4 protein-coding genes and 1 pseudogene are annotated in these 6,293 nt (G+C 50.6%); all 5 read left to right on the plus strand.

All coding sequences use genetic code 11. The features are described from left to right. Positions 1 to 5,052: pseudogene (locus BZG14_RS14305) on the plus strand (hypothetical protein); the annotation flags it as partial. 63 nt (positions 5,053 to 5,115) lie between these two features. Further along, positions 5,116 to 5,253, plus strand: coding sequence for a hypothetical protein (locus tag BZG14_RS15960; protein WP_241824681.1), 138 nt, complete (start codon positions 5,116 to 5,118; stop codon positions 5,251 to 5,253). A 14-nt stretch (positions 5,254 to 5,267) separates the two neighbouring features. Continuing rightward, complete coding sequence (locus BZG14_RS14310; RefSeq protein WP_241824682.1) at positions 5,268 to 5,609, plus strand: hypothetical protein; 342 nt, start codon at positions 5,268 to 5,270, stop codon at positions 5,607 to 5,609. Between the two features lie 20 nt (positions 5,610 to 5,629). Beyond that, positions 5,630 to 6,049, plus strand: a complete 420-nt coding sequence (locus BZG14_RS15740) for a LysR family transcriptional regulator (RefSeq protein ID WP_198532072.1) — start codon at positions 5,630 to 5,632, stop codon at positions 6,047 to 6,049. Positions 6,050 to 6,056: 7 nt separating this feature from the next. Beyond that, positions 6,057 to 6,293: LysR substrate-binding domain-containing protein (locus BZG14_RS15745; protein ID WP_241824683.1), on the plus strand; the 237-nt coding region annotated here is incomplete at its 3' end.

Here is a 6,293-nt window from a genome sequence, read left to right on the forward strand (position 1 = left end):
GTGGTCACCTTGACCGTGACCGACAGCCAAGGCAACACAGCCGAGTTCGACGCGACCGTTCAAGGGGACGGTACGTTCCGCACCACGGAAGACCTAAGCGAAGCGGGTCTGGTTGATGGCGACATCACCGTGGTTGCATCCGTGACGGACAGCGCGGGCAACCCAGCGAGCGACACAGAAACCGCGACGTTGGATGCGGATCTAAGTGACGACCAGCCGGCTATCGACTTGAATGCGGTAGGCGATGGCAACCTCAGCGCGAGCGAAGCGGATGCGGTGACGTTGGAAGGTACAACTGACAACGTCGAAGCCAACCAAGTGGTCACCTTGACCGTGACCGACAGCCAAGGCAACACAGCCGAGTTCGACGCGACCGTTCAAGGGGACGGTACGTTCCGCACCACGGAAGACCTAAGCGAAGCGGGTCTGGTTGATGGCGACATCACCGTGGTTGCATCCGTGACGGACAGCGCGGGCAACCCAGCGAGCGACACAGAAACCGCGACGTTGGATTCCATCATTCCCAACCCCCCAGTCATCACCAATATCACCGATGACTCAGCGGGTAGTGATTACAGCGATGTCACTTTGCACGGTACGGGTGAACCTGGAGCAACTATCACGTTGTATAGCAAAGAAGGCAGTACGACTAATGGTAATGATACCAATCCGAATGGTTATGTTCGTGTCGCGACCGAGGTTGAGGTGGATGGTGATGGATTCTGGACTTTAGATATTACAGATCTCGACAATACACCTGTCAATGATAATGAATTCTTCAAAGCGATTCAGACTGATGAGGCGGGTAACGCCAGTGAAGATTCGAACATTGTGCATTACTGGCACGGTGAATGGACGAATGCCAATACCGAAACTGGGGATGATTATGTCTTGACTGGTGCCGGTAACGATACGGTTAATATCATTACTGATGATGCTAACGATCAACTCGTCATTGACGGTGGTGCAGGAAATGACAAGGCTGTATTTAATACGAGTGTCGACAACCTATCGTTCAGCAAAGATAGTAATGGTTACGTCATTGTTGAAAACAGTGACACCGGAGATCGTGTTGAGCTGCGTGATTTTGAATCGATCAATATAGATGGCGATGACCAGAATATCGATGAGCTCTTCACGCCAACTGTCAATATTGTCGAAGACGCCAACGATGATGGCTTTATCAGCAGTGGTGAGCTCACTGGCCAGGTCGACGTTGAAGTCGGCTTGCCAGCCGGCGCCGTGGATGGTGACAAAATCCGCGTCAGCGATGGCGCCACCACCAACGAGATCGTGTTGGAGCAGAGCGACATCGATAACGGCAGCGTCGCGACCTCGTTCGATGYGCCAGCGGAAGGTGAAACCCTCGAGGTGACAGCGGAGCTGGAAGACCAGTTTGGCAACACCTCGGCAGAAGGCAGCGACAGCGCCGTGCTCGACACCCAGATAGAGATGCCTACGATCAAGGCGATTTGGGGGAATGGCTTCAATACTGGGCTTAAAGTGGAGGCTGAGCCGAATACAGAGCTATCGTTTAAAGATCAAAATGGCGACGCTATCCTTAATAAAGATGGGGACATCCTCAAGGTCAGTGTTGGTGAATCAGGCCAAGTGACATTGAATGGCGACAATTTGCCTGATGGCGAAGTGTTTCCGCTTGATATCACGGTTGTATCGACCGATTCAGCTGGAAACAGCGCTGAAGCAACAGCCCCCGCGCAGCCCACGCTGACACTCGAAGACACGGGGAGTAGCGCCGATGATGGTATAACCAATCAGGGTGAAGTGACTGTAAGCGGCATTGAGCCAGGTAATAAATGGTTTTATACCTTTGAGAATGCAGGAGATTACAAGCCGTTTGAGGGTGACCTTGGTAACTTTACCCAAGGTGAGGGAACAAGTTTTACGCTGCCAGAAGGCGAGTATGAGTGGTCAGATATTCGGGTTTATCAGCAAGACGAAAACGGCAATATTAGTGCGCATCAATGGCATCCTGCGGTAACGGTCGATACGACAGCCCCAGAGCAAAATGATGGCTTGAACAGCATCACGTTCGATGATGCCGATGACCTGATCAACGAGAGCGAGCAAACCTCCGTGACCTTCAGCGGCACGGTGGAAGACGGTGCGGCGATAGACAGCATCGTGATCACCGACGGCCAGGGTGGCAGCGTCACCGTGGACGCGAACGACATCACCGTGAGCGGCAACGATGTCAGCGTGGCCGGCCAAGACCTGAGCAGCCTGGGCGATGGCGAGTTGAGAGTGACCATGTCGGTGACCGATAAGGCCGGAAACCAGGGCAGCGTGGATGACAGCGCCGTGTTCGACACCCAGATAGAGATGCCTACGATCAAGGCGATTTGGGGGAATGGGCTTAAAGTGGAGGCTGAGCCGAACACAGAGCTATCGTTTAAAGATCAAAATGGCGACGTCATCCTTGATAAAGATGGAGACCCCCTCAAGGTCAGTGTTGGTGAGTCAGGCCAAGTGGAATTGAATGGCGACAATTTGCCTGATGGCGAAGTGTTTCCGCTTGATATCACGGTTGTCTCGACCGATTCAGCTGGAAACAGCGCTGAAGCAACAGCCCCCGCGCAGCCCACGCTGACAATCGAAGACACGGGGAGTAGCGCCGATGATAGGATAACCAATCAGGGGGAAGTGACTGTAAGCGGCATTGAGCCAGGTAATAAATGGTTTTATACCTTTGAGAATGCAGGAGATTACAAGCCGTTTGAGGGTAACACTGGTAACTTTATCGAAGGTGAGGGAACAAGTTTCACGCTGCCAGAAGGCGAGTATGAGTGGTCAGATATTCGTGTCTATCAGCAAGACGAAAACGRCAATATTAGTCCACATAAATGGATGTGGTACCCGGGGGGAGTAGTCGATACGACAGCCCCAGAGCAAAATGATGGCTTGAACAGCATCGCGTTCGATGATGATGTCGTTAATAGTGCAGTTCACAACGCTGTGACGCTCAGTGGTCAAGTAGAAAAGGGAGCAACGGTTGACAGTATTGTGATCACGAATAGTGCTGGAGGCAGCATTGGGTCGATTGGTGGTATAGATACTAATGACACCAATTCAGGCGGAAGCATCACTGTCGACAGTGGCGACATCAGCGTGGATGGTGATGGCAACGTGACCGTCACAGGCCAAGACGTGAGCAGCCTGGCCGATGGCGAGTTGACCGTGACCATGACGGTGACCGACCAAGCAGGGAATACGGGGAGCGTGAGCAACAACGCCGTCTACCTTGCTTCTGATGGACTAACGGTCTCGGCTTCCTTGGCTGAATTTGCCGGCGGTTCGCATCCAGCCGATGATTTAATAGCGCATGTTAAACAAGAGAATCTGAATTCAGATCAAGTCACTAAAACGACAACTGATACCGGAAAGCCCCTGCTTATTGGCGGTACATCAATCGAAACATATCATCTAGGTGATAGCAGCGGGACTGAGGATATTACCTTTATATCACAACAAGCTGATGCGACTACCGTGTATTATGGTGGTAGTGGCGACGATACGGTTTACCTACAAGGTAATCGCAGTGATTATCGCTTAAAATTGTACAATGACAATGATTGGGTTCGCCTTGAATACCAAGACGAGCAAGGAAGTCATCCCCGTCATGATCTAAATAAAGTGGAAACCATCTACTTTGCCGATGGTAAATATCAAGTAGATAATGGCGAGCTGACCAAAGTTGCGGACATTGTGCAGCTGGACGTTGACGTGACGTTGAACGATAACGACGGCTCTGAACAAATCACATCAGTAATTATATCGGGAATGCCTGAAGGGGGCAGCGTACCGGATGGCGAGCAGCTTGATTCAGGTGATTGGCAAGTGCCGGTTGATGGCTCAGACACTGATTTCTCGGTCACGCTTGAATTGCCTGAGGGAGGTGCCCCTGATTTATCCGTGACTGTTGGTGCAGCTGAGGTTGATAATCAAGGCAATCGTGTTGATGTCGAAATCACAGACACGGCTTCACCATTAAACGTCATTTTACCGAATGAAGTGACGAGTAATGTGTCGCAACCGCTTACGCTCACTAACGATGATGGGATTGCGGGGTATAACAATAGCTTTGGCTATTATGTCAAAGATGACAATGGCAATCCCACTACTGGCAAAGTGGTTTGGGCGAATTCATCGAACGCTAATGAAGGCGACACATTTGATCTGGATGGTTACGCCCAAGGCGAAGTTGGATTCTTTATTATTCCAGATGGTGGTAGTAAAAATGCAATATCAGACCAAGCCAATGTAACGTTTGAGCAAAATCATCAAGGCAACTGGCAAGCTGTCGTTAATGGGCAGCCGTTATCCGGCAAGGGTGCACCAGCTTTATTTGACCAAGCTGATCTAAACCCAGATGGCAAAACATATGTGACTCTTTCCAACAACGGTAATATTGGGTTTGAGGATACACTGGGGGGCTCATATGAACAAGTAGTAGATTGGCTAGGCCACGTGAGTTTTGAGAAGAAGTTTGATTACAACGACGTACAAGTGAATGCTGAATGGGGCGATGAGGTGACTACCGTTACTGGGACCACAGGTGACGATGCTTTAGAAGCCGGTCAAGGCAATGACATTCTCATCGGTGGCACCGGTAGCGATAAATTCCAGTGGTCGCTGGATGATATGCCATCGTCTGCCGATGGGACGGAAACCGATGTTATTGTCGATTTTGACAACCAAGGTGACACGCAAGACACCTTCTCGTTTGTCGAGGATTTAACTCAGCTCATCAAAGAAGGGCACGTGTCGATTTCATGGCAAACCACAGACAGTGGTGAGGCTGAAGGTACGCTCACCATCGGTATTGATGCCGACGGCGATAGCCAAATGGATCAGCAGATTGACATTGAAAGCTTGAGCGTCGTTACCAACGGCGGTCAGCAAGAAGTGGTGATCAACACCTTGATTGGTGGCCAAGAAGGGGAGCTAAGATTGACGCAAGATGGTAATAATACTGAACTTTCAGTAGGAGATAACCAAGACTTAGAAATCGACGTCGATACAGACTGGTAATCTCCCTCAGGCAGCGGCTATGATGTTGCTGCCTGTTATTTTTCGGTCAAAAGAGAGATGTAAGTGACTGACCAATCAAATAATAATCAATCGGTGCAGTGGCAAATCGCAGCGGGCGAACAACCCACCGACGATCCCTTGCTAGATTGTTTGGTATTGCTGACCGAACACTATGGCACCCCTGCTCGGGGGATGCGTTAGTGGCGGGCTTGCCGATGACCAATGCGCTACTCACGCCCGATATGTTTCCACAAGCGGCAAGGCGCGCCGGTTTGGCCGCACGTTTGTCACGTCGCAACCTGGATAACTTAGGGCCGTTATTGCTCCCTTGCGTGTTACTGTTAGCAGATCAAAAAGCCTGTGTGCTGCGTGAGATTGATAATGAGGCAGGCACTGCCCTGATTCAGTTGCCCGAAAATGGCGGCGAGCAAACCATGCAGCTTGAAGCCCTTGAGGCGATGTATATCGGATATTGCTTTTTTATTAAGCGCCAGTACCGCGGTGATCAGTCGGTCGATTTACACCTGCACGAATGGCACTATTTCATCAATCAATGAATTTTAGTCATGGAATAGACATGTTAGAACGTCACCACCTTCATATTTTGCGTGCGATCAAAGAGCAAGGGTCGCTTACCGCAGCCGCAGAGACGCTTCATCTCACCCAATCTGCCATTAGCCATGCGATGAAAAAGCTAGAAAGCCAGCTCGGGATTAGCTTGTGGCAAAAATCCGGACGGCAGCTTCATTTCACGCGAGCGGGTGAGTACTTGCTTACGCTGTCTGAGCGCATGCTTCCTCAGTTCAAGCACGCTGAACAGCAGCTTAAACAGTTTGCCCAAGGCCAACGTGGCACACTGCGCATTGGTATGGAATGCCACCCTTGCTATCAATGGCTGTTGAAAGTGGTCGAGCCGTTTTTGCACCAATGGCCAGATGTGGATGTTGACGTTAAACAAAAGTTTCAGTTTGGCGGGCTAGGCGCTCTTTGGCCATGAGATTGATGTGCTCGTCACGCCCGATCCCTTACTTAAACCAGGCATAGAATACGTATCCGTGTTTGATTACGAACAGGTGCTGGTGGTGAGCGGACGAAGTGCACTCGCGGCGTTTGACCATGTTGATCCTGAGCAAGTAACACAGGAAGTGCTGATTACCTACCCTGTTGATCAATCGCGTTTAGATGTCTTTACCCAGTTTTTGGCGCCGGCGCACTGTGCACCGCGCAAACACAAAACCATA

The organism is Salinivibrio sp. IB282 (assembly GCF_001995685.1).
Taxonomy (GTDB): Bacteria; Pseudomonadota; Gammaproteobacteria; order Enterobacterales; family Vibrionaceae; genus Salinivibrio; species Salinivibrio kushneri.

Coding starts and splice junctions, on each gene's coding strand:
- BZG14_RS14310 (WP_241824682.1), top strand. CDS start 5,268: ATGACCAATGCGCTACTCACGCCCGATATGTTTCCACAAGCGGCAAGG.
- BZG14_RS15740 (WP_198532072.1), top strand. CDS start 5,630: ATGTTAGAACGTCACCACCTTCATATTTTGCGTGCGATCAAAGAGCAA.